General features: G+C 72.8%; 26 protein-coding genes. 10 read left to right on the forward strand and 16 right to left on the reverse strand.

Annotated elements, in window-relative coordinates:
- Positions 1-306: 306 nt before the first annotated feature.
- The gene (locus tag ABT095_RS23495) at positions 307-1,029 is read left to right on the forward strand and encodes a M23 family metallopeptidase (RefSeq protein WP_350531436.1); all 723 of its coding nucleotides are present in this window, start codon (positions 307-309) and stop codon (positions 1,027-1,029) included.
- Here the strand turns inward: ABT095_RS23495 and ABT095_RS23500 are convergent, their stop codons facing one another.
- The gene (locus ABT095_RS23500; protein WP_350531437.1) at positions 1,030-1,632 is read right to left on the reverse strand and encodes a TetR/AcrR family transcriptional regulator; all 603 of its coding nucleotides are present in this window, start codon (positions 1,630-1,632) and stop codon (positions 1,030-1,032) included. It abuts the gene before it with no gap.
- 274 nt (positions 1,633-1,906) lie between these two features.
- Between ABT095_RS23500 and ABT095_RS23505 the strand changes: the two genes are divergently transcribed.
- Positions 1,907-3,502 (forward strand): MDR family MFS transporter, encoded by a 1,596-nt coding sequence (locus tag ABT095_RS23505; RefSeq protein WP_502884975.1) that lies wholly within the window; start codon positions 1,907-1,909, stop codon positions 3,500-3,502.
- 195 nt (positions 3,503-3,697) lie between these two features.
- Here ABT095_RS23505 and ABT095_RS23510 read toward each other — a convergent pair whose 3' ends face one another.
- Complete coding sequence (locus ABT095_RS23510; RefSeq protein ID WP_350531438.1) at positions 3,698-4,591, reverse strand: iron-sulfur binding domain-containing protein; 894 nt, start codon at positions 4,589-4,591, stop codon at positions 3,698-3,700.
- 140 nt (positions 4,592-4,731) lie between these two features.
- Here ABT095_RS23510 and ABT095_RS23515 point away from each other — a divergent pair, with 140 nt between their 5' ends.
- Positions 4,732-5,601 carry a hypothetical protein gene (locus ABT095_RS23515; RefSeq protein ID WP_350531439.1) on the forward strand — a complete coding sequence of 290 codons (870 nt, stop codon included), beginning with the start codon at positions 4,732-4,734 and terminating at the stop codon, positions 5,599-5,601.
- Positions 5,602-6,024: 423 nt separating this feature from the next.
- Here ABT095_RS23515 and disA read toward each other — a convergent pair whose 3' ends face one another.
- The gene (disA, locus tag ABT095_RS23520; RefSeq protein ID WP_350531515.1) at positions 6,025-7,083 is read right to left on the reverse strand and encodes a DNA integrity scanning diadenylate cyclase DisA; all 1,059 of its coding nucleotides are present in this window, start codon (positions 7,081-7,083) and stop codon (positions 6,025-6,027) included.
- Positions 7,084-7,258: 175 nt separating this feature from the next.
- Entirely contained in the window at positions 7,259-8,770 is a 1,512-nt protein-coding gene (gene radA, locus ABT095_RS23525; protein ID WP_350531440.1) for a DNA repair protein RadA, read from the reverse strand.
- Between the two features lie 153 nt (positions 8,771-8,923).
- On the opposite strand from radA, the gene ABT095_RS23530 reads away from it, so the two are divergent.
- From ABT095_RS23530 to ABT095_RS23545, 4 genes are all read left to right on the forward strand, one after another.
- Positions 8,924-10,834: a BACON domain-containing protein gene (locus ABT095_RS23530; RefSeq protein WP_350531441.1), complete on the forward strand. Its 1,911-nt coding sequence runs from the start codon at positions 8,924-8,926 to the stop codon at positions 10,832-10,834.
- Between the two features lie 147 nt (positions 10,835-10,981).
- Positions 10,982-11,710 carry an SDR family oxidoreductase gene (locus ABT095_RS23535; RefSeq protein ID WP_350531442.1) on the forward strand — a complete coding sequence of 243 codons (729 nt, stop codon included), beginning with the start codon at positions 10,982-10,984 and terminating at the stop codon, positions 11,708-11,710.
- Between the two features lie 256 nt (positions 11,711-11,966).
- Positions 11,967-12,548, forward strand: a complete 582-nt coding sequence (locus tag ABT095_RS23540) for a flavodoxin family protein (RefSeq protein ID WP_350531443.1) — start codon at positions 11,967-11,969, stop codon at positions 12,546-12,548.
- A 59-nt stretch (positions 12,549-12,607) separates the two neighbouring features.
- Positions 12,608-13,615: an NAD-dependent epimerase/dehydratase family protein gene (locus tag ABT095_RS23545; RefSeq protein ID WP_350531444.1), complete on the forward strand. Its 1,008-nt coding sequence runs from the start codon at positions 12,608-12,610 to the stop codon at positions 13,613-13,615.
- A 55-nt stretch (positions 13,616-13,670) separates the two neighbouring features.
- On the opposite strand, the gene ABT095_RS23550 is transcribed toward ABT095_RS23545, so the two are convergent.
- The 5 genes from ABT095_RS23550 to ABT095_RS23570 form a co-directional block, all read right to left on the reverse strand.
- Entirely contained in the window at positions 13,671-14,429 is a 759-nt protein-coding gene (locus ABT095_RS23550; protein ID WP_350531445.1) for a bestrophin-like domain, read from the reverse strand.
- A 97-nt stretch (positions 14,430-14,526) separates the two neighbouring features.
- Entirely contained in the window at positions 14,527-15,576 is a 1,050-nt protein-coding gene (locus ABT095_RS23555) for a family 2 encapsulin nanocompartment cargo protein polyprenyl transferase (protein ID WP_350531446.1), read from the reverse strand.
- Between the two features lie 106 nt (positions 15,577-15,682).
- A complete protein-coding gene (locus tag ABT095_RS23560) occupies positions 15,683-17,110 on the reverse strand; it encodes a family 2B encapsulin nanocompartment shell protein (protein ID WP_350531447.1) in 1,428 nt (475 codons plus the stop codon).
- Between the two features lie 260 nt (positions 17,111-17,370).
- Positions 17,371-17,916 carry a methylated-DNA--[protein]-cysteine S-methyltransferase gene (locus ABT095_RS23565; RefSeq protein ID WP_350531448.1) on the reverse strand — a complete coding sequence of 182 codons (546 nt, stop codon included), beginning with the start codon at positions 17,914-17,916 and terminating at the stop codon, positions 17,371-17,373.
- A gap of 64 nt (positions 17,917-17,980) precedes the next feature.
- Positions 17,981-18,214: a hypothetical protein gene (locus tag ABT095_RS23570; protein ID WP_350531449.1), complete on the reverse strand. Its 234-nt coding sequence runs from the start codon at positions 18,212-18,214 to the stop codon at positions 17,981-17,983.
- A 161-nt stretch (positions 18,215-18,375) separates the two neighbouring features.
- Here ABT095_RS23570 and ABT095_RS23575 point away from each other — a divergent pair, with 161 nt between their 5' ends.
- Positions 18,376-18,903, forward strand: coding sequence for a DUF6197 family protein (locus ABT095_RS23575; protein WP_350531450.1), 528 nt, complete (start codon positions 18,376-18,378; stop codon positions 18,901-18,903).
- A 4-nt stretch (positions 18,904-18,907) separates the two neighbouring features.
- On the opposite strand, the gene ABT095_RS23580 is transcribed toward ABT095_RS23575, so the two are convergent.
- From ABT095_RS23580 to ABT095_RS23590, 3 genes are all read right to left on the reverse strand, one after another.
- Positions 18,908-19,510, reverse strand: coding sequence for a superoxide dismutase (locus tag ABT095_RS23580; protein ID WP_350531451.1), 603 nt, complete (start codon positions 19,508-19,510; stop codon positions 18,908-18,910).
- A gap of 159 nt (positions 19,511-19,669) precedes the next feature.
- The gene (locus ABT095_RS23585; RefSeq protein ID WP_350531452.1) at positions 19,670-20,926 is read right to left on the reverse strand and encodes an IS701 family transposase; all 1,257 of its coding nucleotides are present in this window, start codon (positions 20,924-20,926) and stop codon (positions 19,670-19,672) included.
- A gap of 143 nt (positions 20,927-21,069) precedes the next feature.
- Entirely contained in the window at positions 21,070-21,645 is a 576-nt protein-coding gene (locus tag ABT095_RS23590; RefSeq protein WP_350531453.1) for an SDR family NAD(P)-dependent oxidoreductase, read from the reverse strand.
- Positions 21,646-22,103: 458 nt separating this feature from the next.
- On the opposite strand from ABT095_RS23590, the gene ABT095_RS23595 reads away from it, so the two are divergent.
- Complete coding sequence (locus ABT095_RS23595) at positions 22,104-23,087, forward strand: LuxR C-terminal-related transcriptional regulator (protein ID WP_350531454.1); 984 nt, start codon at positions 22,104-22,106, stop codon at positions 23,085-23,087.
- Between the two features lie 83 nt (positions 23,088-23,170).
- Here the strand turns inward: ABT095_RS23595 and ABT095_RS23600 are convergent, their stop codons facing one another.
- The 3 genes from ABT095_RS23600 to ABT095_RS23610 form a co-directional block, all read right to left on the reverse strand.
- Positions 23,171-23,416: a hypothetical protein gene (locus ABT095_RS23600; RefSeq protein WP_350531455.1), complete on the reverse strand. Its 246-nt coding sequence runs from the start codon at positions 23,414-23,416 to the stop codon at positions 23,171-23,173.
- 362 nt (positions 23,417-23,778) lie between these two features.
- Positions 23,779-24,111: a Nif11-like leader peptide family natural product precursor gene (locus ABT095_RS23605; protein ID WP_350531456.1), complete on the reverse strand. Its 333-nt coding sequence runs from the start codon at positions 24,109-24,111 to the stop codon at positions 23,779-23,781.
- Between the two features lie 115 nt (positions 24,112-24,226).
- A complete protein-coding gene (locus ABT095_RS23610) occupies positions 24,227-24,430 on the reverse strand; it encodes a hypothetical protein (RefSeq protein WP_350531457.1) in 204 nt (67 codons plus the stop codon).
- 255 nt (positions 24,431-24,685) lie between these two features.
- Here ABT095_RS23610 and ABT095_RS23615 point away from each other — a divergent pair, with 255 nt between their 5' ends.
- Complete coding sequence (locus ABT095_RS23615; RefSeq protein ID WP_350531458.1) at positions 24,686-25,129, forward strand: HAD family hydrolase; 444 nt, start codon at positions 24,686-24,688, stop codon at positions 25,127-25,129.
- Positions 25,130-25,156: 27 nt separating this feature from the next.
- On the opposite strand, the gene ABT095_RS23620 is transcribed toward ABT095_RS23615, so the two are convergent.
- Entirely contained in the window at positions 25,157-26,344 is a 1,188-nt protein-coding gene (locus ABT095_RS23620; protein ID WP_350531459.1) for a glycosyltransferase family 4 protein, read from the reverse strand.
- Positions 26,345-26,484 lie beyond the last annotated feature (140 nt).

A 26,484-nucleotide genomic window follows, 5' to 3' on the forward strand; every position in this document is an offset into this window, starting at 1 on the left:
GGTGGTCGGGGCGGCGGTCGGGCCAAGCCTGGCACGGCGGGCCTGCGCGGGGACAGCAGACCGCTCGGGCAGGGGCGGGTAGGGGCTCCGCCGGCCCATTCGGCCGATGATCGGACATCACGCTGGTCCGCTGATCGGGTGGTTGCGCCATCGGCTTGAAGTTCAAGCGGCGCGGACACTACACGCCGTAGTAGGTCCGGTGGTTTTGGATGACTGGCGGTAACCGTTACATCGGGTTGAACCCCCGGCCCGGCGAGCCCCCTGCGGCTCGGCCCCGTGCCGTCCCGATCCACGAGGTGCCGTCTCTTGCTGTGCTCCCCGCGTCCGGCCTCCCCGCGTACCACCCGCCACCGGCTCGCCTGCTCGGGGGCGGTGACGCTGGCCTTCGGCGCCCTGCTGCTGCCCGCCGCCGCGACCGCCTCGGCCCAGACCGTCCGCCCCTCGGCCCCCGCTCCGGCCACCCGGCCCGTCCGGAGCGAGCCGGTCGAGCTGGTGCAGGTCGCCGCGCCGGTGGCGTACCAACCGCCCGCCCCGCACGAGGGCCCGGCCGTCGCGGTGCACGCGGCCCCGAGCGCCGCGGCGGCGCCCGCGCCCGCTCCGGCGCCCCCGCCGCCGCCCGCGCCCGGCTTCTGCTTCCCGGCGCCGGGCGCCCCGGTGAGCAATCCGTACGGCGCCGAGAACGCCGAGTACGTCGCGGGCTACCACACCGGGGTGGACTTCGCGGTGGACAGCGGCACCCCGCTGCGGGCCGTCGGCGCGGGCACCGTGGTCTCGGCCGGCTGGGCCGGCGCCTACGGGCAGGAGGTGGTCCTCGAACTGCCCGACGGCCGCTTCGCCGAGTACGCCCACCTCTCCGAGCTCGCGGTCACGCCCGGCCAGGAGGTGGACCCCTGCCAGGAGCTCGGCCGCTCCGGCAGCACCGGCAACGCCACCGGGCCGCACCTGCACTTCGAGATCCGCAGCGCCAACCACTACGGCGCCGTGCTCGACCCGGTCGCATACCTCACCGAGCACGGCGCCCGGCCGTAGCTACGGCCGGGGGTCGATCCGGCCGGCGATCTCCAGGGCCACCACCAGGGCCGCGTCCATCGCCTCGTCCTGCTTGGCGGCGGGCAGGACGCACTCCGGCGCTTCCTGCTCGTCCTGCTTGAGCAGGAAGAACGCCGAGTTGATGGTGAACAGCGACATCGTCGCCCGCAGGCGGTCCTGGAAGCTCGCGTCCGGCCCGTGCACCAGCCGGATCATCGCCAGCATCCGCTCCTTGAACTCCAGCCCGGCCGGCGACCCCCGCAGGGCGGGCTGGTTCTCGTGGAAGAAGCGCAGCAGCGGCGCCCGCTCGGCCATGCCCTCGGCAAACCGGCGGACCATCTCGTCGCGCAGCTCGGGCGACCACGCCTTGCCCTCGCCCCAGGCAATCGCCTCGTCGATCGGCGCCGCCATGCTCTGCACGATGCCGTGGACGATGTCGTCCTTGGTCTTGAAGTGGTAGTACAGCGCGGCCTTGGTCACACCCAGCCGGTCGGCGATCTCGCGCAGCGAGGTCTTCTCGTAGCCCTGGGAGGCGAACAGCTCCAGAGCCACGTCGATGATCCGCACCCTGGTGTCGCTGCGGGGGCTCTGCGTCGTACTCATGGCTAGCTGGCCTGCCTCGTGACTACGTGGGGACTGCGCGGACGGGGGTGGAGCAGGGGTGTGGCTCCGGCGGGTGACGGAACCGCACGGAGTGCATTGTCCCTGCCCGGCAGCCCGGTACCGAAACTGGCTTGACGCCCACCTTATGGACAACTTACCGTGCCACCGGACGATTAACTAGCCGGTCGTCAAGTAAGTGCCCGCGAAGCCCCCCGGGCGGCGCCCACTCCTCGACCACGCAGACCGGCACCAAGCGCACCACGGGAGCCGCACCATGTCACAACAGCAGGTCGAGACTCCGGCGGAGAACCCGCCGTCCGGAGCCGACGGGGCGCTCGATCCCACTCCCCGATCGCCGCGCGAGATCCGCCTGGTGATGATCGGGCTGGTGGTCACCATGCTGCTGGCCATGCTCGACAACCTGATCGTCGGCACCGCGATGCCGACCATCGTCGGCGACCTCGGCGGGGCCGAGCACCTCTCCTGGGTGGTCACCGCCTACACCCTCGCGACCGCGGCCTCCACCCCGATCTGGGGCAAGCTCGGCGACCTCTACGGCCGCAAGGGCACTTTCCTCACCTCGATCGTGATCTTCCTGGTCGGCTCCGCGCTGGCCGGGCTCTCCCAGTCGATGACCCAGCTGATCGCCTTCCGCGCCCTCCAGGGCCTCGGGGCCGGCGGTCTGATGGTCGGCGTCATGTCGATCATGGGCGCGCTGGTGCCGCCGCGGGACCGCGGCAAGTACCAGGGCATGTTCGCCGCGGTGATGGCGCTCGCCACCATCGGCGGCCCGCTGGTCGGCGGCTTCATCACCGACCACCTGAGCTGGCACTGGACCTTCTACATCAACCTGCCGCTGGGCATCGTCGCGCTGGCCGTCGTGGTCGTCACCCTGAAGCTGCCGAAGGTCCGCTCCACCGCGAAGATCGACTACTTCGGCGCGCTGCTGCTCACCACCGGCATCACCTCGCTGGTCCTGATCACCACCTGGGGCGGTCAGCAGTACGCCTGGGGCTCGAAGCAGATCCTCGGCCTGGCCGCGCTCGCCGCCGCCTCGCTGATCGCCTTCTGCTACGTCGAGCAGCGGGTCGACGAGCCGATGCTCCCGCTGAACCTCTTCAAGAACCTCAACTTCACCCTGGTCTCGATCATCGGCTTCATCGTCGGTTTCGCGATGTTCGGCGCGGTCACCTTCCTGCCGCTCTACCAGCAGACGGTGCAGGGCGCCTCGGCGACCAACTCCGGCCTGCTGCTGATGCCGATGATGTTCGGCATGCTGGTCGTCTCGCTGGCCGTCGGCCAGGCCGTCACCAAGACCGGCAAGTATCGGATCTACCCGATCATCGGCACCGCCGTGATGGCCGGGGGCAGCCTGCTGCTCTCCACCCTGGGCACGGACACCGCCCGCTTCACCTCGTCCTGCTACATGGTCGTGCTGGGCGCGGGCATGGGCTTCCTGATGCAGATCACCATGCTCGTGGCGCAGAACAGCGCGGAGCTCAAGGACATGGGCGTCGCCAGCTCCACCGCGACGCTGTTCCGCACCATCGGCGGCTCCTTCGGCGTCGCGCTGTTCGGCGCGATCTTCAACAGCCGGGTGACCTCGACCATGGCCGCCCTGCCGAAGCAGCCCGGCGGCGACGCGCACGGTGCCAAGCTGACCCAGATGGGCCCGGCCGAGCTGCGCAAGCTCCCCGCTCCCGTCCAGGACCTCTACCACCACGCCGTCTCCAACGGCATCCACACGGTCTTCCTGTGGGGCGCGGCCGTCAGCGTGATCGCTGTCGTCGCGGCCCTGTTCATGAAGGAGATCCCGCTGCGGGGCGGCGCCGGCCAGGCCAAGCCCGAGAAGCACCTCGAGGCCGTGTAACTCGAACAGCCAGTTGCACTGTTCAGGGGCGCGGGGAACTGCGCGCAGTCGGAAGAGTCCAGGTCGGAGCCTTCCGCACTCGCGCAGTTCCTCGCGCCCCCTGGTGTTACAACTGATTCACAGCGGAGATGGCAGGTCGGCCTCTTCCGGCCTCGCGCAGTTCCCCGCGCCCCGTGGTGCTTGCCCCCAGGAGCGTCACCGCGGCAGGCGGTAGACCCCCGGGGCGACCGGTTCGACCAGGCCGTCGGTGACGAGCCCGTCGAGGGCGCGGGCGCGTTGGACGGCGTCGGGCCAGACGGCGTCGAGCCGGGCCTGCGGCACCTCGCCGTGGGCGTCGCGCAGGACGGCGAGGAGCTTGCCGCGGACCTGGCGGTCGGTGCCCTCGTAGGTCTGGCCGCGCCGGGCCGGCCCCTCGTACGGCGGGCAGCCGGCCGCCTGCCACGCGCAGTGGCGCCGCAGGGGGCACCCGCCGCACTGCGGGCTGCGCGCCGTGCAGACCAGCGCGCCCAGCTCCATCACACCGACCGCCCAGGTGGCAGCCGTCTCCGCGTCGGCCGGCAGCAGGCCGGTGGCGGTGCGCCGCTCGGCGGCGGTGGTGGCCTGGGCCGGGTACTCGACGCCGGTCACGGCCCGCGCGAAGACCCGGCGGACGTTGGTGTCGAGAACCACGTGCCGCTGCCGGTAGGCGAAGGAGGCGACGGCGGCCGCCGTGTACTCGCCGACGCCGGGGAGGGCGAGCAGGGCCGCGTGGTCCTCCGGGACGAGGCCGCCGTGCCGCTCGGTGATCGCCACGGCGGCGCCGTGCAGCCGCAGGGCCCGCCGGGGGTACCCGAGCCTGCCCCACATCCGGACCGCCTCGCCGGGCGCGTCGGCCGCCAGCGCGGCCGGGGTCGGCCACTTGGCCAGCCAGGCCTCGTACGCGGGCAGCACCCGCTTGACCGGGGTCTGCTGGAGCATGAACTCGCTCACCATGACCGCCCAGGGCGTGGCCTCGGGCGTCCGCCACGGCAGATCGCGGGCGTTGGCCTCGTACCAGTCGAGGACGGTCGAGTGGAGCAGCGGGGCGGGGGTGGAGGTGATGGCAACCATGGCTCTTCGATCCTCCCACGCCCCGCCGGCGCCCCGGAGCGGCTCCCCCATCCGGACCAAATGGCGGATCATGTGAAGGAAGCGACCGTAGCGAGGTGTTGATGCGTCAAGGGGCGCACACAGTCTCGTAGAGTTTGCGCGTGCCTTCTCTGCGCCAACCCGTGGGACCGCTGCCGGCTTCGATCTACTGGCGGCGGCGAATCGTCGTGTTCGGCGCCCTGCTCGCCGTGCTCGCCCTGGTCCTCTGGCTGACCTCGGGTCAGGACGGCTCCGGCAAGAAGCCGGAGAAGACGGCGCTGCCGGCCCCGGCCCAGTCGATCACCCCGGGTGCGAGCCCGAGCGGCTCCGCGATCACCACCCGCCCCGGCGGCTCCGGCGGCACGGGCGGTGGCAGCCTGACCGGCGGCGGCTCGGGCGGCGAGGTCAGCCTGAGCGGCGGCAGCGGCTCAGGCTCCGGCTCCACGGGCGGCGGCACGGGCGGCGGCACCGGCGGCGGCACCACGAGCGGGGGCACCGGTGGCGGCACCACCGGCGGCAGCGGCACGGGCAACGCGAACCCCGCCCCGCCGCCGGCCGTCAACACCGCCGAGGTGATGGCCCTGCCGGTCTGCACGGCCTCGCAGGTCACCCTGGAGCTGGCCGGCTCGCAGAACGCGTACGAGCCGAAGGACAAGCCCCGCCTGCTGCTGACCGTACGCAACGCCTCCACCGCCAACTGCAGGGTGGACCTGGGCCGGACGGCCTCCACCATCGTGGTCACCTCGACGGCCAACGAGCGGATCTGGTCCTCCGGGGACTGCCCGACGGACCGTCAGAGCACCTGGGTGCAGCTGGCGGCGGGCAGCGGACTGACCGAGACCTTCGGCTGGGACCGCAGCCGCAGCAAGCCGCAGTGCGCGACCACCGACGGCTCCACCGCCCCGGCCGGGAACTACCTGGTGCAGGCCTACCTGAACGGCCCCGCCGGCGGCCCGGTGACAGCCCGGGCACCGATCCGGCTGGAGGGCTGAGCCCGCCCCGGGCCGGGCTGGCCAGACAACTCGGCGCCCGGCCGGGCCCGCCGGGCGGGGGTGGCGGCGATTTTCGGCCAACATTCGGCCGATAGGAGTACCAACAGGCGGATGGGCCTGTTGCGTCACTGTGAGACCCGCCGCACTGATGGTCACACCGGAGCGGAGGCGTCCGGCAATTTGCCCGGTCCGTCCCGGTTCGTGACCGGCCCGATGACGGCCGGATGGCGTGGGGATGACGTCCCGAAAGACACCTTGCCGCTGGACGCCCAGCCGGAGGACCCTGATCACAGCAGCTCGGCGGGCCGCCCCACCGGCCCGCCGGGAAGCCGACGTCTGACGCTCCGGCCCCACCCGGTCGTCAGACGTAGTGCCCCCGCACGGGGTCGGACGCAGCGCTATACGTAGCGCTAGACGTAAGTGCTAGACGTAGCGCTCCAGGATGGACGATTCTGCGAGCCGGGACAGGCCCTCGCGGACCGAGCGGGCCCGCGTCTCGCCGACGCCCTCGACCGTCTGCAGGTCGTCGATGCTCGCCGCCAGCAGCTTCTGCAGGCCGCCGAAGTGCTCGACCAGCCGCTCGATCACGGTGTTGGGCAGGCGGGGGATCTTCGCCAGCAGGCGGTAGCCGCGGGGCGAGACCGCCGCGTCCAGCGACTCGGGGGTGCCGGAGTAGCCGAGCGCCTTGGCCACCGTCTGCAGGTCGAGCAGCTCGGCGTGGGTGAGCGCCTCCAGGTCACCGAGGACCTCGGGCACCGTGCGGCCGCGCTTGGCGGCCCGCTCGGGGAAGTAGTCACGGGCGACCAGCTCGCGCTCCGGCTCCACACCCTGGATCAGCTCGTCCAGCTGCAGCGAGAGCAGCCGGCCGTCGGTGCCGAGCTCCAGGACGTACCCGGCGATCTCGGTGGCGATCAGCCGGACCATCTCCAGGCGCTGCGCCACGGCGGTGACGTCCCGGACGGTCACCAAGTCCTCGATCTCGAGCGCGGAGAGGGTGCCGGCCACCTCGTCCAGCCGGAGCTTGTAGCGCTCCAGGGTGGCGAGTGCCTGGTTGGCCCGGGAGAGGACGGTGGTGGAGTCCTCCAGGACGCGGCGGGTGCCGTTGACGTACATCGCGATCAGCCGCATCGAGTGCGAGACGGCGACGACCGGGAAGCCGGTCTGCCGGTTCACCCGTTCGGCGGTGCGGTGGCGGGTGCCGGTCTCGTCGGTGGGGATGGTCGAGTCCGGCATCAGGTGCACACCGGCCCGGACGATCTTGGTGATGTCCTTGTCCAGCACCACCGCGCCGTCGAGCTTGCACAGCTCGCGCAGGCGCGTCGCGGTGAACTCCACGTCCAGCACGAACCCGCCGGTGGAGATCGCATCGACCGTCTTGTCGAAGCCGAGCACGATCAATCCGCCGGTGTTGGCGCGCAGGACGCGCTCCAGGCCGTCCCGCAGCCCGGTACCCGGGGCGATGGCGCTGAGGGAGGCCCGCAGCAGGGCCTCTTCACGGGAGGACTTGTCCGCCCCCCGGTCGCTGGCTGCCACGTGACTCCTCCGGTCGACCCGGACCGTGTGGCGTGGCGCCTTACGGTCTGTCGCTGCATTACTGCACTTCATGCCAATGAGACAGAGGAAAGTCTAACTGTGTGCGGCAATAACAAGGCCTGGGTCAGCGCAGTTCGTCAGAGTCGAGCGGCTCCCACCCCTCCATCAGCTCGTCGGCGTAGGCCGGAACCGGCACCTTGGCAGGCCGCTGGACCTGCTCCTTGACCGGCGCGGAAGCCTCCGAACGGGGCTTGGCGGCGGCCTTCCGGCGGCCCGGGATGGCCCGCAGCGCCTCGCCGATGTCGGAGACCTCGACCACCTTCATGCCCGGCGGCACCTTGCCCGCGTCCGGCGGGACGAGCGCGTGGGTGAAGCCGAGGCGGTGCGCCTCCGCGAGGCGCCGCTGCACGCCCGTCACCCGCCGGACCTCACCGGCCAGGCCGACCTCACCGATCGCCACCAGGTTGCTCGGCAGCGGCGTGTCGGTGGAGGAGCTGGCCACCGCGAGGGCCACCGCGAGGTCGGCGGAGGGCTCGGAGAGCTTCACCCCGCCGACGGTGGCCGTGTAGATGTCCTGCTTGCCGAGCTTCACGCCGCCGTGCCGCTCGACCACCGCCAGGATCATCGCGATCCGGGGCGACTCCAGGCCGGAGGTGGTGCGGCGCGGCGAGGGGATCTGCGAATCCACCATCAGCGCCTGCACCTCGGCCACCAGCGGGCGGCGGCCCTCCAGAGTTACCGTCAGACAGGTGCCGGGCACCGGCTTGTCACGGCGCGTCAGGAAGAGGCCGGACGGATCGGCCAGCCCGACGATGCCCTCGTCGTGCAGCTCGAAGCAGCCGACCTCGTCGGTGGCGCCGTAGCGGTTCTTGACGCCGCGGATGATGCGCAGCCGGGCGTGCCTGTCCCCCTCGAAGCTCAGCACCACGTCGACCAGGTGCTCGAGCAGGCGCGGGCCGGCGATCTGGCCGTCCTTGGTGACGTGGCCGACCAGCAGGGTGGCCATGCCGCGCTCCTTGGAGGCGCGGATCAGCGCCCCGGCCACCTCGCGGACCTGCGCGGGGCCGCCGGGCGCGCCGTCCAGCTCGGCGGAGGCGATGGTCTGCACCGAGTCCAGGATCAGCAGGCCGGGGTTGACCTGCTCGATGTGGCCGAGCACCGCGCCGAGATCCTGCTCGGCCGCCAGGTAGAGGTGGTCGGAGAGCGCGTTGATCCGGTCCGCCCGGAGGCGGACCTGCCCGGCGGACTCCTCGCCGGTCACGTACAGCGTGCGGTGCTGCCCGGTGGCGGCCTTGGCCGCGACGTCGAGCAGCAGCGTCGACTTGCCGACGCCGGGCTCGCCGGCCATCAGCACCACGGCGCCGGGGACCAGCCCGCCGCCGAGCACCCGGTCGAGCTCCGGGACTCCGGTGGAGCGGGCGGTGGCCACCTGCCCGTCCACCTGGCCGATCGGGCGGGCGGGGGAGCTGACCGGCCCGGCCGCCGTCGTCCGGATCGGCACCGCGCCGTACTCCTCGACCGTGCCCCAGGCGTTGCACTCCGGGCAGCGGCCGACCCATTTGGGCAGCTGGTTGCCGCACTCCGTGCAGCGGTACGCCGGGCGGGGCTTGGCGGTGGTCTTGGTACGGGCAGCCATGGCGCCAACGGTAGCGGGTGGCACCGACAGCGCCGTCGGGCTGTGGACAACCGCCGGGCCGGACTGTGGAAAACCGCGGTGTTGTTACCCGAAAGAAGTACAGCGACCCGGATCCGGCCGGATCAAGCCGGTGCCCTCTCTACCGTCGGGCGGGTGACCACCAGGCTTGCACCCCAGGAATCCCCCACCTCCCGGGCGCCCCAGGAGCCTCCCGGCTCGGCCGCCCTGCAGGGTTACGACCACCACGTCGACGGGCTGTTCACCTACTGCCTCTCGGTGCTCTGCGAGCACGAGGCGGCGGCGGGCGCCGTCCGCGAGGTCCGCGCGCTGGTGCTGCGGCACGGCGAGCGGCTCGCCGACCCCGCCCTGCTGCGGGCCTGGCTGTACGCGCTGGCCCGCCACTGCTGCCTGCGCCGGCTCGGCGCGGCCCGGGCCGCCACCGCCCCCGGGGCCCGGAGCACCCCGGCCGGGAGCTCCTCGACCGTCCCAGCCGGGACGGTCTCGGCCGAGGAGCGGCAGCGGGAGCTGCGCTCGCTGGCCTGGCCGGAGGCCGCGGGCACCTCGCCCGAGCAGCGCGAGGCCCTGGAGCTGGCCGTCCGGCACCGGCTGCGCCCGGCGGAGGTGGCGGCCGTGCTCGGCCTCTCCGGCGAGGCGGCCGGGCAGCTGCTGGCGGCGGCCGGCGCGGAGGTCGGCCGGACGCGGTCCGCGCTGCTCGTCCTCGGGGTCGGCCACTGCCCGGTGCTGGCCGAGCTGGGCGGCGTCGGCGCGGAGAGCTGGCGGGGCTGGGTGCTCGGGCCCGCCCTGCGGCGGGAGCTGGTGCGGCACGTCGCCGCGTGCCCGACCTGCCGGGGCACCGCCGAGCGGGTCGCGGACGGCGCGGCGGACTTCGCGGATCTTTCGGGCCTCTCCGGCCTGCCGGTACTGCCCGCACCGGTGACCCTGCGGCTCGCGGCGACGGCCGCCGAGGGCGGTTCGGGGTACGACGCGGCGGCGCTGCCGGCCATGGCCAGGGAGAGCGCCGGGGCCGCCTTCCACGCCGGGGCGGCGGCCGGGCGGCTGGCGGCGGGGCGGCACGGCAGGCCGCCGGGCGGGGAGCGGACCGGAGCCCCGGCCCCCGAGCGGCCCCGGCCGGGGCGGCGGCGGGCACCGGGGGCCGTGGCGGGCGAGCCGGTGGAGGTGCGGTTCGATCCACAGGGTTTCCCGCGGCACCGGGCGCCCGGGCGGGCCCTGCGGCCCGGGCCGGTGGTGCGGCAGCGGGTGGTGACCACCGGGGTGCTGGCCGCCGTGCTCACCGCTCCGGTGGTCGCGCTCTGGGTGGCGCACCGGGGTGGCGCCGCGGCCTCGACGATCTCCTCCGTCCGGGTGGACTCGGTGGGGTCGCGGCCGGTGGCGGGGCACCCCTCGGCCGCCGCGGGGGCCGGGCCGGCGGAGCGCCCGGGCGTGTTGCCGATGCAGCTGGCCGCGGCGCCTGCAGAAACGTTGCTGCCACCGGCGCGGGCAGCGGCCCTGCACGCGGGGCCCGGGGCTCCGGCCGGGATGCCCGACGTACCGGGCGCTCCCGGTGCTCCCGCCGGGCCGGGCGCGCCGGCAACGAGCGCCGGTCAGCTGGTGGTGGAGGCCAACGACTACGCCGGGCGTACCGTCCTCACGCTCACCAACACCGGGGGTTCCGCGCTCGACTGGCACACCGTCACCGACGCCCCCTGGCTGCGGCTCAGCCGCGACTCCGGCACCCTCGAACCCGGCCAGCGCATCACCGTCACCGTCACCGTGGACGACGCGACGGCCCCCCAGCACCAGTGGACGGCCCACCTCACCTTCCCGCCCGCCGCCTCCGTCGTCACCCTCACCGGCGGCCCGACCCAACGCGGCGGCGGCGACCCCGGCACCCCGCCGCCCACCACCCCGCCCCCGAGCAGCCCCCCGCCGGCCACCAACTCCCCCTCCCCGTCCCCCTCGACCCCGCCGACCAGCACCTCCCCCAGCCCCTCCGCACCCCCGACCAGCAGCCCCTCGGAGTCCGCCTCCCCGTCCTCCTCCCCCAGCACCGGACCGACTGGTTAGCCGCTCCCCCGGCGAGGGCCACCGAGCCCCGGAGTCCGTCCTCGGGAAGGACGCTGCCGCGGCGGCCGCGGCAGCGGACGGTCGACCGGGCCGCGGCGGGCGTACGCTCAGCATGATCGACAAGGGGACACCGAAGGGGGACGGCACATGGATCTGACCGGAAGGACCGTGGTGGTCACCGGGGCCGGGCGCGGGTTCGGGCGGGCGTTCGCGCTGCAGGCGGGGCGGCTGGGTGCCCGCCTGTTCGTCTCCGCCCGGTCCGAGGCCGCCGCCCGGCGGACGGCCGAGGAGGTGGCGGCCGACAGCGGCGCGCAGGTGGACGGCTTCGCCTGCGACCTGGCCGACCCGGCCACCGTACGGGGCTTCGCGGCGGAGGTCGCCGCCCGTACCGGCCAGGTGGACGTCCTGGTCAACAACGGCGCCCGTTACCTGCCGGGCCCCGACCTCTGGGACGCCGATGACGAAGCGATCACCGACACCGTCGCCTCCGGCGCCACCGGCACCCTGCTGACGGTCAAGCACTTCCTGCCCCTGCTGCGGGCCGCCGAGGGCGCGGACGTGGTCAACCTGGTCTCGGCCGCCGCCGAGACCCGCAACCACCGGTCCGAGGCCCACCCCGCGTTCTACGCCGCCAAGGCCGCCCAGGCCGGCTTCGCCGACGTCCTCTCCCAGCGCCTGCGCCCCGAGGGCATCCGCGTCATCTCCCTCTACCCGCCGGACTTCACGGACGGCGACCCCCTCGCCCCCTCCTGGGACGGCGCCGCCCGGACCGCCGCCGACCCGCTGAGCGCCCGGTCCGTCCTCGACTGCGTCCTCTTCGCGATCGGCCAGCCCCGGGACTGCTTCATCCGCTCGTTCCACTTCGAGCAGCTGTAGTCGAGGCCGTACCGGCGGAGCACTCCCGGCGAGCTCCGGTGTCGTGCCCGAACAGGCGGGCGTCGAGGGCGAGTCGGCCGCGGCGCATCCAGTGCATGGGCCGGCGCGCCAGCAGGCAGAGGCAGGCGGCCCAGCCGAGGGCGTGGACCGTCCGGACGCCGGCCACGATCCGAGCTGCCCGGGGTGTCGGAATACCGGCCGGACGGTCGATGGTTGCACGGGCGGCATTGATCAACTGTGACCACGGGGGTGTCTGATGGCCGGTTCGTTCCTCTTCCTGCTCGGGAGTGCTCGCGAGGGTGGCAACACGGAGTTGCTCGCCCGGGCGGCGGCCGAGCAGCTGCCTGCCGGCACGGAGCAGCGCTGGCTCTCGCTGGCGGAGTTGAGCCTGCCGGACTACGCCGACGAGCGGCACGCGCCGGACGGCCAGAGCCCCGCCACGGACGCGGAGTCGCTGCTGCTGGAGGCCACCCTCGGGGCGAGTGACCTGGTGATCGCCTCACCGCTGTACTGGTACTCCGTCAGCTCGCACACCAAGCGGTACCTCGACTACTGGTCGAAGTGGCTGCGCTCGGCCCCGGAGTTCCGCGCCACGATGGCCGGCCGCACCCTGTGGGGCGTCACGGCCATGGCGGACGTGGAGCTGGAGCGGGCCCGGCCGCTGGAGCTGACGCTGCAGCAGACTGCGGCGTACCTGGGGATGCGATTCGGCGGGGTGCTGCTCGGCAATGCGTCCAAGCCGGGCCAGGTGCTGGCGGACTCCGAGGCGCTGAACCGGGCCAAGACCTTCTTCCAGCGGGAGGCGCCGCTCGCCGACTGGCCGCACCAGGAGAGTTGAAGCTCTGCCAGGAGTGAAGGATGCTGGACTCCGGCCGGGGGCGGGAGGAGCCTTGCCCCATGGACATCCTCTTCCTCGGCGGCTCGAAGTTCCTCGGGCGCGCCTATGTGTCTCAGGCGCTGCGTCTCGGCCACCGGGTCACCACCTTCAACCGCGGTGCCAGCGGCGCCGATCTGCCCGGGGCGGAGGCCGTCCGGGGTGACCGGACCAGTGCGGAGGATCTGGCGCGGCTGGTCGAGGGCCGACGCTGGGACGCGGTGGTGGACACCTCCGGGCAGCAGCCGTACGACCTGGGGCTGGCGGCGCGGGTGCTCCGGCCGCACGTCGGGCACTACTCGTTCGTGTCCTCGATCCACGCCTTCGCCGACTGGGGCAAGGTGCCGCTGGACGAGGGCTCGGTGCTGCACGACTGCCCGGCCGACACCCCGCCGGACCAGCCGATGGGCAACCACCTCAAGGCGGGGTGCGAGCGGGCGCTGCTGGCGGAGTTCGGGGCGGAGCGTTCGCTGATCCTCAACTGCGGTCTGCTGGTGGGCCCGTACGAGAGTCTGGGACGGCTGCTCTGGTGGCTGGAGCGGATCGGCCAGGGCGGGCAGGTGGTCGCACCGGGGCAGCCCGGGCGGGGCATCCAGCTGATCGACGCCCGGGATTTCGCCGCGTTCGGGCTCGACCTGGTCGAGCGGGCCGAGGCCGGCCGGTACCTCACCACGGCGCCGGTCGACAGCGCCACCATGGGTGAGCTGATCGACGCCTGTGTCCGGGCCACCGGCTCCGGTGCCGAGCCGGTCTGGGTGGATGACTCGGCGCTGCTGGCGGCGGGGGTGGCGCCGTGGACGGAGCTGCCGTTCTGGCTGCCCGAGCTGCCGGACTTCACGGCGATCTACCGGGGTGACACCTCCCGCGCGGTGGCCGCCGGGCTGCGCTGCCGCCCGCTGGCCGAGACCGTCCGGGACACCTGGGCCTGGCTGGCCGAGCGGGGACCGAGCAGCGAGCCCTACCTCCAGGGCACCCTGCCGATCGGGCTGCCGGCGGAGAAGGAGCAGGTCCTGCTGGAGGCGCACGGGTGAGACGGTGAAGGGGCTCCGAAGCCGGGGCCCCCTTCACCTACTGCTCACCTACTGCTCAGCGCGGCGGCGGCAGGCGGTGCAGGAAGACGTCGAAGGCCGTCGGTTCGATCGCCGTCACCCCCTTGAACGGGAAGTCCATCTCCTTGATCACCAGGAGGGAGATGACCACCAGCCCGCTCATCGCGAGCACCATCAGGGTGTGCGAGAGGGTGTTGGAGAGCCCGAACAGGAAGGTGAAGCCGACGGTCAGCACGGCTCCCCCGATCAGGGCGTCCCAGAGCAGCGGCGGCACTTCGTCGCCGATCTGGTTGAGTCTCGCGCGGCGCTCGGAGGCGAGGTTCTCCAGGTTGGCGACGGCGTGGTCGTAGAGCACCCGCTGCTGCTCGTTGGTCGGGCTGTAGGAGAAGACGTCGGAGCGGATCTTGTAGACCAGCTCGGTGGCCTCGGGGCTGGACTGGTGGTTGGCCATCAGCGGCCACTCCTTGTCCTTGACCAGGTTGGCGTACGCGAGGGTCTGCTTCTCCAGGTCGGGGCCCAGCGGGGGCGGGAGCTGGCGGGAGATCCAGTAGACCCCGGCCAGCGAGTCCGCCTCCTTGAAGGTGGTCTCGCGGGCCGCTCCGTTGGCCTCCCAGACCGCGATCACCACGAAGGCGAGCAGCACGGCGTAGAGCACCCCGACGCCCGCGAAGATGAAACCGGCGACGTCGTTGTGCGGCTCCCGGACGGGGTGCGGGACGTAGCGCTGCAGGAGGAACAGCGCTACGGCGAGGGTGGCGAGCACCCCGACCAGGATGCCTAGGTCCTGCCAACTCATGGATGGTGCCTTCCTGCTTCGGTGCAAGGCGAAGCCACGGCCGTTGCCGGCCGGGTGGGTGGAGCCACGGCCGTTGCCGGCCGGGTGGGGGGAGGGGTCAGCTGTCGCGGCGGGTGATCAGCTCGGCGAGGGCGAGCAGTTCGTCCGCGTCGGCCGGGTCGGGTACCGCGTCGGCCAGGTGGCCGATGGCGGCGGCCATCCGCTCGCAGGACTGGCTCTGCGCCCAGGCGCGGCCGCCGGCGGCGTCCACGGCCTCGGCGGCGGACAGCAACTCGGCCGGGGTGAGCGGCCGTTCGAGGTGGTAGAGCTCGGCGAGCCGGGCGCCGGCCGGGGTGCCGGACTCGAGGGCGAACACCACCGGGAGGGACTTCTTGCGGGCGGCGAGATCGGCGCCGACGGGCTTGCCGGTGACGGCCGGGTCGCCCCAGATGCCGATCAGGTCGTCGATCAGCTGGAAGGCCAGGCCGATCTCCCGGCCGAAGGTCTCCAGGGCGTCCGCCGCGAGCTCGTCGGCGCCGCCGTAGAGGCCGCCCACGGCGCAGGCGCAGCCGAGCAGGGCGCCGGTCTTGGCCTCGGCCATCGCCAGCACCTCGGCGAGCGAGACGTCACCCCGCTGCTCGAAGGCGCAGTCGTTGCGCTGGCCCTCGCAGAGCTCGACCACGCAGTCGGCCAGCCGGCGGGTCGCAGCTGCGGCGGCGGGGTGGGTGTCCTCGACGAGGACGCGCAGGGCGAGCGAGTGCATGGCATCGCCCGCGAGGATGGCCTCGGTGGTGCTGAAGGCCTTCCAGGCGGTGAGGCGGTGGCGCCTGGTCGGGTCGTGGTCGATCACGTCGTCATGCAGCAGGGTGAAGTTGTGCACCAGCTCGACGGCGGCGGCGGCCCGGACGGCGCGGCCCGGGTCACCCCCGACGGCCCGGGTCGCGGCGAGCACCAGGGCCGGGCGCATCGCCTTGCCCGAGCCGGCCTCGGCCGGGGTGCCGTCCGGCTCCCACCAGCCGAAGTGGTAGCCGGAGACCAGCCGCATGGCGCCCGGCATGGTGCCGACCGCCGCGCGCAGCGCCGGGTCGACCAGGGCCTTGGTGCGGACGAGCAGCTCGGCGGCCTCATGGCCCTCCCGCTGCCCGCGTTCCGGTGCGAATATGCCCATTCTGCATTCCTCCCCCAGAGCGGCGCCGCGCGGTGGCGGAGCGCATGAAAATGGGCGGAGTGCAGTGGCGACGACCTGCCGCACTCCGCCCGGGAAATTCAGTCGGTCAGTCGCGCGGGCGGGCGACGTCCACGTTCTCCAGCACGCCGATCGCGTCGGGCACCAGAATGGCGGCCGAGTAGTAGGCGCTGACCAGGTAGGAAATGATCGCCTTCTCGTTGATGCCCATGAAACGCACCGAGAGGCTCGGCTGGTACTCGTCCGGAATACCGGTCTGGTGCAGGCCGACGACACCCTGGTTGTCCGCCCCGGTACGGAGGGCGAGGATCGAGCTGGTGTGACCGTCCACGATCGGGATCTTGTTGCAGGAGAAGATCGGGACCCCGCGCCAGCCCGGCACGGTGGAGCCGTCGACCTCGACCGGCGTCGGGTAGAGGCCGCGCTTGCTGCACTCCCGGCCGAAGGCGGCGATCGCCTTGGGGTGGGCGAGGAAGAACTTGGTGCCCCGGCGGCGGCTGAGCAGGTCGTCCATGTCGTCGGGGGTGGGCGGGCCGGAGTGGGTCTGGATCCGCTGCTCGTACTCGGCGTTCTGCAGGAGGCCGAACTCGGGGTTGTTGACCAGCTCGTACTCCTGGCGCTCGCGCAGCGCCTCGATCGTCAGCCGCAACTGCTGCTCGATCTGGTTCATCGGCTGGTTGTAGAGGTCGGCGACCCGGCTGTGGACCTGCAGGACGGTCTGCGCGACGCTGAGCTCGTACTCGCGCGGGGCGAGCTCGTAGTCCACGAAGGTGCCGGGCAGCTCGTGCTCGCCCTCGTGGCCGGCGGAGAGCTCGATCTCGGCCTCGCCGTGCTTGTTCTGCGCCTGGCGGGTGCCGGAGAGGTACCCCAGGACCTGGTCGCGCAGCGCGGCGGAGCGGTCGGCCAGCTGCTGGAAGGCGGCCCAGGGCAGGGTGAGCATGGTGCCGGCGGTGGCTGCCTTCACCGAGTAGTCCCACAGCGCGTCGGGCTGCTCGAGCGCTTCGTCGCCCAGGTGGTCGCCGTCGGCCAGGACGCCGAGCACGGTGGTGACGCCGTACTTGCCGGTGCCGACCCGGTTGACCTTGCCGTGGGCGATCAGGACGATCTCGGAGACCGGCTGGCCCGCCTCGGCCAGCACCTCGCCGGCGGCGAACTCGCGCTGGGTGAAGCGGCCGGCCAGCTCGCCGAGCAGCTGCTCGTCGTCGAAGCCGCGCAGCACCGGCAGCTCGCACAGCGTCGGCGGGACGATCCGCACCTCCTGGCCCGTCTTGACGAAGCTCACCCGGCCCCGGCCGACGGCGTAGCTGAGCCGGCGGTTGACCCGGTAGGTACCACCGGAGACCTGGACCCAGGGGAGCTTCTTGAGCAGCCAGCGAGAGCTGATGCCCTGCATCTGCGGCTCGGACTTGGTGGTCGTCGCGAGGTTCCGCGCACCGGCGGTGGTGAGGCTGGACTGCTGGCGGCCCTCCAGCTCGCCACCCTGGGCCGGGATATCGGTACTGATCTCGGTCGACATGGAAAAAGCCCTCCCCATGGGCGCTCACTGAGCGCACCTGCTTAGCTGCTGTCGCTGTTGCAATGTCCATGGTGGAGGTCATGGGACGCGAGTGGCAATCACTCAATCGAGTGGTCGAATATGCCAGACAATTAGCACGAGCCGTTCATTTGGTCGAATAATATTCGCTCGCGCGATCGATTCTCCGGGGAATCCCCAGTTCAGCTCCTACCCCCGGTCACAGCTCCCACACCATTCGCTCGAACAGCGCACGGGCGGCCTCAGGCCGGGCCGGTCCAGTCGAGGGTCGGCGGGAGCACCCCTTCCAGGGTGAGCAGCCAGCGCTTGGTCTCCAGGCCGAGCGGCCCGCCGAAGAAGCCGCCGAGCCCGTCGGCGGCCACCACCCGGTGGCAGGGCACCAGCAGGGCGATCGGGTTGGCGTGCATCATCTGCCCGACGGCCCGGGCGGCCACCCCGCCGGAGTCGTTCAGATCCTCGAACGCGCCGCTCAGCTCGGCGAGCCGGCCGTAGGTGATGGTCCGCCCGTACGGCACCTGGGCGTGCAGCGTCTGCAGCACCGTGCGGTGCGGGCCGGCGGCGAGCCGCCAGTCGACCGGGAGCGCCAGCCCGCGGCTGCGGCCGGCGAAGTAGTCGGCGACCCGCTCGGTGACCAGGCCGACCCGGCGCTCGTCGGTGCACCGGGGTCCGTCGGGCCCAGGGCCGGGCTCGACCTCGAACGCGGCCGCGGCCACGCCGAGCTCCGTGACCCCGAAGCGGACCGGTCCGCTCGGCAGCGGGGTCTCGACGGTGATCCAGGAGATCGGCATGGCGGGCACGCTACCCTGCCCGCCCGACAGTGCGGCGGGCGGCGTCAGGCCGTCGCGGCGGGCCTCAGAGGTGGTCCTTGAGGTAGTCGGCGAGCCGGGCGGACCACTCCGCCAGCTCGATCCGCTCGCACGGCTTGCTGCCGCAGAGCGCCGCGAGCTGGGCGTCTGTGATCCGGTCGCCGCCGGGGTCCGCCATGAGTGCCGAGAGTTCGAGCAGAGTGGTGGCCAGCCGGTCGGCGTCGGCGTGGCTGAGCATGACCAGGGCGTCGGTGTGGCTGATCGTGACTGAACCGGGCATCACGGCCTCCTCGTCGCTACGGACCCCGGCGGGTACCGGGGCCCCCGATCCACCGTACGACCGATGGCGCCGGCCGACACGCCCTGGCTCCTGCGCGCGCCCGCCGCTCCCCCGGGTTATCAACGAGAGAGGACGAATCAGGACAAACTGGGAGCCTTCACATGCCGCTGACCGCCAAACGCCCCGGGCTGACCGCCGAGAGCTCCGGCCTGGTCGCCGAGATCGAGGCGTACCTCGCCACCCTGCCCGCCCCGGCCCGGCTCACCGTGCCGTACGTCTGCCCGCTCGGCACCACCCGGCAGCCGTGGCACGCCGGCTACCCGGCGCCGCGCCGGACGGTGCTCGACCGGCTGCTGCGGCGGGCCGCCCGGCCGGTGCTGGTCAGCGTCGCGGACCACCTGGCGCTGGCCTCCCGGTACCTCACCGGGCACGGCTGGCTGCAGGGCGCGATGTGGGACACCCAGGGGCGGGTCTGCCTGCTGGGCGCCCAGGCGGCCGTGGTCGCACACGGGTACGGCACCCCCGATCTGGCGCGGCGGGCCAGGGTGCAGGTGATGGAGGTGCTGCACGCGACCGGCCGCCCGGTGCGCTCGCCCGACGAGTGGAACGACGCCCCCGGCACCCGGGAGGCGGACGTGCACCGCCTGCTCGAGCAGGCCGCCGCCCGGGCCCGGCGCCTCGGGATCTGAGGGCTCAGGCCGTCTGCGCGGCGGCGAAGCGGGCGGCGACGTCGGCCCAGTTCACGACCTCCCAGAGCTTCTCCACATAGTCCGGGCGGACGTTGCGGTACTGCAGGTAGTAGGCGTGCTCCCAGGCGTCGAAGGCCAGCAGCGGGGTGGTGCCCTGGCCGACGTTGCCCTGGTGGTCGTAGACCTGCTCGACGACCAGGCGGCGCCCGAGCGGCTCCCAGGAGAGCAGACCCCAGCCGCTCCCCTGGACACCGACGGTGGCGGCGGTGAGCTGCCCCCGGAAGGCCTCGAAGGAGCCGAAGTGCTCGGTCAGCGCGTCGCCGAGCGCACCGTCGGGGCGGTCGCCGCCCGCCGGGGAGAGGTTCTCCCAGAACAGCGAGTGCAGCACATGGCCGGAGAGGTGGAAGGCCAGCGTCTTCTGCAGCCCGACCAGGGCGCCGAACTCGCCCTTGTCGCGGGCCTCGGCCAGCTGATCCAGGGTGTCGTTGGCGCCCTTGACGTAGGCCGCGTGGTGCTTGGAGTGGTGGAGCTCCAGGATCTCCGCGCTCATCGCGCGCTCCAGCGCGGAGTAGTCGTAGGAGAGGTCGGGGAGCGAGTACGTGCCCATCGGGGACGCCTTTCGGTGGTCGGCTCAGTGATCACGAGCCACCTTATTGCGACATACTTGCAATAGCTAGACCATTGCGACAGCATCTCAGGGACGGGGCTGACGGTCGTCTTCCCAGCCGGCACCCGCCGGGACTTCCGCGTCAGCCCCGCAAGAACCTCAGGCCGTGGCGTACTCCACCGGCGCGGCGTCGAGCACCCGGACGGCATGGGCGACCGAGGCCAGCGTGGTGTGGCGGTGCCAGCCCTCGAAGGAGCGGCCGACGAAGCCGCGCAGGCCGACCTCCTCGCCGACCACCGCCGCATCCTGCTCGACCCGCCGGGCCAGCTTGGCCAGGCGCAGCAGCTTGCCGGGGGGCGCCGTCAGGTCGGTGAGCCAGAAGTCGGTCGGCCAGGCCCGGTTGTCGCTCCACTCGCCGAGCAGGGTGAGGGTGCGGCGCCCGTTCACGTACGGGCCGCCCCAGCTCGGGCGGTGCTGGCCCTGCCGGGCCGCGACCACCTGGGCACGGTCGGCGGCCCGGCCCTGCGGGCGCTGGACCCGGACGATGGCCACCCGGGTGGTGCGGGCGCGGTCCTCCACCGGGTCCCACCACTGCACGGGCCGCAGTAACGTCCGGGCGGCGGCCGCGCTCACCAGGCCCTGGGCCGAGCAGCGCTGGCCGATCCGCTCGGGCAGCACCGAGTCGGCGGCGGTGAGCAGGGCGGCCGGGCCGATCCGGGCCAGGAAGGGCACTCCGGCGGCGGCGCAGGCGGTCAGCACCGGCGCCGCGTCCTCCTCACCGATCTCGAGCACGACCGGGCGCCGGGGCAGCCCCCAGCTCTCGGCGACCTCCAGCACGACCCGGCTCGCGCACTCGCCGGGGGTGTTCTCCCCCTGCCGCTCGGGGATCTTCGCCCGGTTGCGGCGGTTCTGGTCCTCCAGCCAGCCGGCCGGCAGGTGCAGCCCCCAGTTGACCGGGCTGGACAGGTGCCGGGAGGCGAGCCAGAGCCCGTACGACTGCTGGCTGTTGACCACCCGGCCGGACTCCGGGTCGACCCGCCGGGCCACCCCGACGGTGTGCTCGCCGGCCTTGGGCACCACCATCGAGCGGAGCACCCAGGCGGCGGGTGTGACGGTCAGCTGGAGGTGGCGGGCCAGCGCCTCGCGGACCGGCCGCCAGTCCCAGGTGGAGCTGCTGATGAAGTGGTGCATGCTCTGGCCCTCGCCGCCGGGCCCGAGTTGGAGCGCGATGTTGCGCATCGACTTGCGCCCTTCGGCGAACAGCAGGCCCCGGGCGTACCGTTCGCCCTTGGCGCGCTGGTCGCTGCGCTGCATCGAGCTGAACACCTCCTCGCAGAGCGTGCTCAGCGACTGCTCCAGCCCCGGCTGCTCGATTCGAGTCCGCGGAAGGCTGTCACGTACCAGATCTGCACCCATGGGAGTCCTTCCTTCTTCGCTCGGTCCGACAGCCGTCGTTCGGGCCGGGCATTCCTGCGAGGAGGAATCGGCCAGTTATCTCTTGAGCTGGACACATCAATGAGTAATTCCTGCGAACTCCATTGATGCGAGCTGGGGTTCGGTCAGAAGGAGTCGGGCAAGGCCGCCGGAATACCGAGCAGCAGCAGTACGGCGTTGGCCGTCGCGTGGTGCGCCGAGGCGGGCACCGCCGGATCGACCCAGCCGCGCGGGAGCGGTTGCGGCATCTCGACGGTGTCCACCCGGACTTGGGCGAGTGCCCCCAGGGCCGACGGAGTGTCGCCCGCCAGCAGGATCAGCCGCCCGCCCCGGCAGGCCGTGGCCAGCACGTCGAGGAGCGCCATCCGCAGCTGCGCCGTCTCGGCCTCGCCGGCCCCCGCCACCGCCGTCTCGGGCAGCAGGTTGACCAGCAGGTGCAGCTGCCCGAGATCCTGGGTGACGTCGGCCAACAGCTGCTCCAGGCTGGCCCGGTCGGCCAGGTCCACCTGGTAGGGCAGGGCGGTCAGCCCGAGGCCGGTCAGCTCCTTGCTGAGGTAGGCGGCACTCCCGCCGTCCGAGACGGTGACGATGGCGACACTGGCTCCCGCCGCCGACAGGCGGCTGCTGACGATCCGTCCGGGCCCGCTCGCCCCGTCGATGACGAGGGCGGTGAGCTCGGCGAGGGGCGGGTTGACGGACACAGGTGGTGCTCCGATCAAGTCTGTCGTTGTGGGGCGCGGACGGCGACGCGTCCGGTTCGAGTCTGTCCGAAGCAGGCTGCGGAGAAAGGCGATCCGCCGGCGGACAACCCACCGATCGAAGGGCTGCCCCGAGCACCGGCGCAGTCCCGCGCTACCGCATCCACCACATCAGCGCCGTCGGCACTCCGGCCCTCTCTCCAAGGGAACCACTTGGTGCCGTCGATGTCCGCGTCCTGCACCGTCAAGAACCTGCCGCGCAGACTCCTGCCAAACAGCCGGTCACCGCACGGGGGGAGAGGTGCGGCAGCTCTCGTGAATCTTTCGTAAGCTCAACTACCGTTCTGGCGCTGTGCATTCGATTGGTGGCTGAATGTTCGATTCGCGGTAGTCACGCGCTCGGCCCGCACCGCTAAAGTGATGGCCTGCGCAGTGACGTTTGCGGAACTGGGGGATTCCAGATGTCCGACGGTGCTGAACTGGACCAGAGATCGCTCGCCGTCTACCGAGCGGTGCTGCTGCACCGGGAAGCGGACACCACCGCCCTGGCCAAACGGCTCGACCTCCCCGAGGCCCAGGTGCGGGAGACGGTGACCCGCCTCATCGACCTCGCCCTGCTCGCGCCCTCCTGGGAGCACCCCGGCCGACTGCGCGCCGTGAGCCCGACCCTCGGGCTCGAGGTGCTGCTCCAGCGTGAGCAGCGGGAGTTGGCCCAGCGTCAGCACCGGATCGAGCAGAACCGGGCCGCGCTCGCCTCGCTCGCCGCCGAGTACACCGCGCAGAGCCAGGCCGGCGGGCTCGAGGACACCGAATTACTGCGCGGGATCGACCAGATCCGCACCCGGCTGGAGACGCTGGCCGAGAACTGCCAGCACGAATCGCTCGCGTTCCACCCGGACGGCGCCCTGCCGGTCGAGTCCATCGAAGCCGGAAGACCCTTGAACGAGCGGGCACTTGCCAGAGGCGTCCGCTTCCGCACCATCTATCTGGACAGCATCGCCCGCGACCGCGCGACGCGCGACTACGCGAAGTGGATGGCCCAGCACGGCAGCGAGATCCGCACCTCGCCCACCCTGCCGATGCGACTGCTGGTCATCGACGGCATCACCGCGGTGGTCGCCGGGCCCCGCCATCTGGAGCAGCAGACCGCCCTGATCCTGCACAGTCTGGTGGTCGTGCAGGCCATGCGCGCACTGTTCGAGGCGTACTGGGAGCATGCCACCCCGATGGGGCAGCCGGTGGTACCGGTCACCGGCGGGCTCACTCCGCAGGAGCGTGAGCTGCTGCGGCTGCTCGCCTCCGGACTCACCGACGACGCGGTGGCCCGCGCACTGGGCATCGGCGTCCGGACGGAGCGCCGGATCGTCGCCGAGCTGATGGAGCGCCTCGACGCGTCCAGCCGGTTCGAGGCCGGGGTCAAGGCCGCCCGGCTGAACTGGATCTGACGTCCGGCCGAGGTTCGGTGCACGGCCGCCTGCTGGAGTGTCGCAGGTCCGCCGGTCTTCGGTGGCGCTGGTCCGCCCGGGTCTCAGGCGGCGGGCGCGAGGTTCGCGATCGGGGCCGGGGGCGGGGTCGGAGCACCGGCGGGCCAGACGAAGTCGACCGGGTGGACACCCCCGGGAGCCGGCCAGACGAAGTCCGCACTGTTCGCGACCTGCGGCGCAGGCGTGGGCACGGCCACCGCGGCGGGGCCGCTCAGCAGACCGAACAGGGCAGCGGCGGCGAGTGCGCCGACGGTGGCGGAAAGGGCGGCGACACGAATCTGAAGAGACATGGTCGGAACTCCAAGTCGACGGGGGGCGGCTGAAGTTGGAAGAGACCGGCGAATTCTTTGTCAGGTTCTCCGGCGTGCAACCAGGACACCACCGCGGGCGCCACCCTGTCCGCATCCGGGATGGCCAGGAACCTGCCCCGCAGACTCCTGCCAAAGCGCGGCTCCAGCGCCCCCGCAACCACCCGTCCGGTGAGCCGTACGCGCAGCACTCGCTACTGCCCTGACCAGGGCGGATCAGCCGTACGCGCAGGGCCGCCGGCACGCCGTCGACACCGGCCGGACGGGCCTCGCCGACCGTCCGGCCCGCCTCCCCGACGACCTCACCCCCGAGGGGGCCGCCGCCGTCCCGCCGGGGTGGCAGGTCAGGCGGTCTGGCCGTCCTCGACCAGGAGGCGGTGGAGCTCGATCTCGGTGAAGCGGCCGGCCACCTTGTCGACGAGGTACTCGAGGTAGGTGGTGCCCCATCTGTCCCGCCAGAGGCCCGCGACGCCGTCGCCGCCCTCGTTCTCCTTGAGCATGACCACGGCCATCTCCAGCGCCAGCACGGCGGAGAGGATGTCCTCGGGCGTGAAGTCGTACCCCTCGCTCGACGCGAGACGGGAGAGGCTGTGGAGATCCCGGTGCCGGTACCTCCGGAGCATCGTGTCGTCATCCTGGAGCGCGAGCAGGAACTCGGCGAAGCTCTGCTGCGACATAACGGTGTCTCCCTTCTCGACCCACCACGCTGCTGTCCGACATGAGAGCAGGTCCATGACAAAGCTGCTCGCGCCCGGCCGGTGCCCTCAGGTTCTCCGCCCGGCTCCGACCGCGCTAGCCGGCCCCGGTTCCGGAGCAGGAACCCTCGGCCGCAGCCACCAGGAAGACGTTGGGATCCGACCCGCGGTTCACCGCCACCAGGGGCCCGCCGCCGTCCGGGCCGGCATCCGGGGGCAGCGACACCTGCCCCACCGGCCGGTCGAGGCGGCCTGCCGAGCCTCCCGGCCCGGCGTCGAGGGTGATCCTACGCATCGTCATTCTGGCGTCTTTCCGTCCACGCGATCGCAGCGACCCCTGGAGCCAACCTCACCTGCGGGCTTTCGCACAACTACTGCCGCCTGCTGCGTCACCTATGGGCCGAGGACTTGCCTCCGACCGGCCCGCAGGTGCTTCGACTTGACTATTGACTCTACGTCGATTCAACAGTCAATCCCGCCCCGCGGGCTCCTGCGCCGCCCCGTCGCTCCTTGATCAGCCGGTGCGCTATCTTCGGCTGACGGGACAGGGGGGAACATGCGAGAGGAAGCGCCACGCGCCGCGTTCTTCGATGTCGCGCTGCTCTCGTGGGAGTCGTTCGAGGCCGCCCGGGCAGCGGTCGACCGGCACCGGGCGGTCGGCGACCTGCTGGTCCTCGTCACACCGGGCCCAGGCCAGGCCGCCCCCGGCCGGACATCGCAGGACGGCGCCACGGTCGGCGAGTTGCTCGCCGGGGGCGGGGACTGGACCCGGGCGGTGCTGACCTCCGGGGCGGACCGCTCCTGCGCCGTGGTCGAGACGATGCTGAAGCTCGGCGTGGAGGCGTTCCGCTGTTTCGGCTACGCCGACCACCACGAAGCGCTGCGCACCCTCGGCCTGGTCGGCAACCCGCGCGTGCTCGGCGACGACCCGCGGCTCCTCGACCACGCCCGTGCCCAGGGCTGGCCGGTCGTCTCGGCCGCCGCCCCGTCGGCGAGCTGACCGCCGCACGCGCCGGCCGGGCGGCTCTCAGCGCCGCGCGGTGAGCCCCTGGTAGACGGCGAGCGTGCGCTCCGCGGCAGCCTCCCAGGAGAACTCCTCGCTCGCCCGCAGCCGGCCGGCCGCGCCGAGCCGGGCGGCCAGAGCGGGATCGTCCAGCAGGGCGTTGACGGAGTCGGCCAGGGCGAGCGCGAACCGCTCCTGGTCCACCGGCTCGCCGCTGCCGCCGGCCTGCTGCTCGTACCGCACCAGCAGTCCGGTGCCGCCGTGCTCGACGAACTCCGGGATGCTGCCCACGGCGGTGGCGACCACGGGCGTGCCGCAGGCCATCGCCCTGAGGTTGACCGCCCCGGCCGCCTCGCGCAGCGACGGGCTGACGAACACCGCGGCGTGCGAGAGGAGTTGGCGCATGCCGGCCTGGTCCAGGGTGCTGTCGATCCGGAACACGCCCGCCCGCCGCCGGCGCAGCTCCTCGACCAGCGCACCGGCCTCGCGGGCCACCTCCGGGCTCTTCGGCCGCTCGCAGCAGAGCACCAGTTGGGCGTCCGGGCGGAACCGGAACGCCGCGCGGAGCAGGTGCGGCAGCCCCTTCGGCCTGGTCACCGGCCCGGCGAACAGCACGATCGGCCGCGCCGGGTCGATCCCGAACCGCTCCAGCACCGCCGTGTCCGGGTCGGGCCACCAGAGCCCGCCGTCGACGCCGGGCCGCACCACGTGCGTGCGCTCCGGTGCGACCTCCGGGTAGAGCGCGAGGATCGTCTCCCTGGTGGCCGCCGATTCGGCGATCAGCGCGTCCGCCTCGTGCGCGGCGGTGCGCTCCATCCACCCCGACAGCGCGTGCCGCCCCTGCGGGGTGTCCTCGCCGGCGCCGAGCAGCTCCTGGTCGTGCATGGTCATCACGTGCGGGATCCCGTACAGCCGCCCGGCGACGTGGCCCGCCGCGTTGGTGGCCCAGGTGTGGCTGTGCACCAGGTCGGCGTCGAAGCAGTCGTCCGCCATCCCGAGCCCCGCTCCGAGGAACTGCAGGGCGCTGTAGCCCTGTTCGGGGCTCTCGGGGCCCCGGTAGGCGTACGTGTCGGGCTCGGCGCGCTCGGTGCGGAAGCACCGGACCCGGACCTTGATCCGGCGTCGCAGCGCCCGGGTCAGCTCGACCGTGTGGCCGCCGGCCTCCCCGCGCGTCTCGGAGGGGTAGTCCCTCGTCAGGAGTTCGACGCGCATCTCGCGCTCCTTCGTCTCGGCAGCGGCAAGGGTGGGTGCCCGCAGGGCTGGCGGCTTAGTGACCAGAGGAGTCAATCTTTCTTTACAGACGTTGTCAATTATCCTGCGCCGGACCAGCACCCCTCTTGGCAGCTGCTGGT

Origin of the sequence: Kitasatospora sp. NPDC002227 (assembly GCF_040296285.1) — a bacterium.
GTDB lineage: Bacteria > Actinomycetota > Actinomycetes > Streptomycetales > Streptomycetaceae > Kitasatospora.